Origin of the sequence: Reyranella soli (assembly GCF_007992495.1) — a bacterium.
GTDB lineage: Bacteria > Pseudomonadota > Alphaproteobacteria > Reyranellales > Reyranellaceae > Reyranella > Reyranella soli.
In genome coordinates this window covers 1-1,439 of the sequence record NZ_BKAJ01000355.1, presented here as the reverse complement: position 1 = coordinate 1,439, position 1,439 = coordinate 1, and the positions used below count along the sequence as shown (strand labels likewise).

Below are 1,439 nucleotides of genomic sequence, written 5' to 3'. Positions count from 1 at the left end.
GGCAATCGTGCTCATGGACGCCACGATTGGCGATGAGGGCTTCTTCCTGCTGGTCGACGCAGTCGATACTGAACCGGATGAACGCCTTAGCCATTGCCCACGTGCGTCTGCGCCGGCATCGGTTTGTTGGTGAGGAGGCGTCGCACCACATCGGCGGCGATCGCGTTCGGCTCCGCTATCACGTTGATGACCACCTGGCAGTGGGGGCAACTCACCACGGCGGCGTAGAAGCCTGGTCCGGTCGTGGCCTTCTTTCCCACGGCAAGTGCTGGAGTGCGAACTCCGCGATGTCCTTCTCGCACTTCGGACACTTCCGGGTAGCGTTCATTCACTTGCCTCCATCAGCTCTGTAGGAGTGTCAGCGGCGCGGTCGCTAGGCCGACAGATCTCCTTGCCGGGAGAGTTGGACTCGAGAGGCGAGCACCTCCCGCACCGTCTCTGCCAGCCTCACGATGACGGTGTATCCGGCACGTTCAAGGGCTGCTTTGCGCGCGTCGACCTCGTCGCGGCTGGCGTAGGCTTCGATCAGGGGCTGGCGGCTTCCCTCCTGGAGGGCCCGCAGTTTGTACTTTCCAGGCGTTCCTTCTTTGACCATGGCCCCTTCATCGGGCCTGCATTCGACGTCTTCATCAGCACGGCTGGGGTACCTACTCGTGTGACTGTGGACAAAGTCGAGGTCAGCCCTTACTGGCTCGGCCAACATGCCGTCACCTGCCTGAAGAAGTGCGGTGCCGTTGTGGTCATTGGCGCTGGTGCGGGTCGTCGGTGGGCGGACCGTCGGGCTCGATCCGGTCGACCGCGTGGCCACGGCGCTCGACGTGGCTGAGCTGGTGCCGCAGGACCGGCATGGGTCGGGTACCTCGACGCCGCAGGCCGAGCATTTCCAAGTCTTTTGCTTGTGCATCGAGATAACTTGGCGCTGCCAAGTCCCGCTTTCCACAGGCTGTCGACATTTCTGTTCTACGTATGAATCCAATGACTTGAGGGCCAGTATTGAGGCTCCGGATCGTTGAGCGGCGATCTGGACAGTGCAACGCCGGCTGTTTGGGCGCTACGAAGCCACATGCCCCGTGACCACACGGACCTCCGCCTCGCGGCCGCAACGGCGTTCGTGGCCGCGCTGTACGACCTTAGCCGCAGCTCGCCACGGGCTTGGCGCCGGGCCGATGCCGTCGGCCGGACTTGCGGCATCGTGGGCCAGCGGCTCGAACAGGCTATCGGCGATGCTGTGGGCGCCGGCCTAGTCGATCGCCGCGTCGACGACGGCGCCCTGGTGCTGCTTACCGACCTTGGCCGCGCGATAGTGGAGCGCAAGGCGTCCCAATGAACTTTCTTCCACGGCTACGTCATCGCGCTTGAGATCGAAGCCGCATCGTCCAAGCGCAACAATCTGCACTGACAGACGTCGGGCTCGTACGATAGCTTTTCGGATAGCCGCG

Annotated in this window: 3 protein-coding genes; all 3 read right to left on the bottom strand. The window is 63.4% G+C overall.

Annotation, left to right across the window (positions count from 1 at the left end; genetic code table 11):
• Positions 1 to 86: 86 nt before the first annotated feature.
• On the bottom strand, positions 87 to 332 hold the full coding sequence (locus tag RSO01_RS46725; protein WP_147157466.1) for a hypothetical protein: 246 nt from the start codon (positions 330 to 332) through the stop codon (positions 87 to 89).
• Positions 333 to 373: 41 nt separating this feature from the next.
• Positions 374 to 595 carry a hypothetical protein gene (locus RSO01_RS46720; RefSeq protein ID WP_147157465.1) on the bottom strand — a complete coding sequence of 74 codons (222 nt, stop codon included), beginning with the start codon at positions 593 to 595 and terminating at the stop codon, positions 374 to 376.
• A gap of 645 nt (positions 596 to 1,240) precedes the next feature.
• A partial coding sequence (locus tag RSO01_RS48800; RefSeq protein ID WP_218037697.1) for a hypothetical protein occupies positions 1,241 to 1,439 on the bottom strand: 199 nt, incomplete at its 5' end.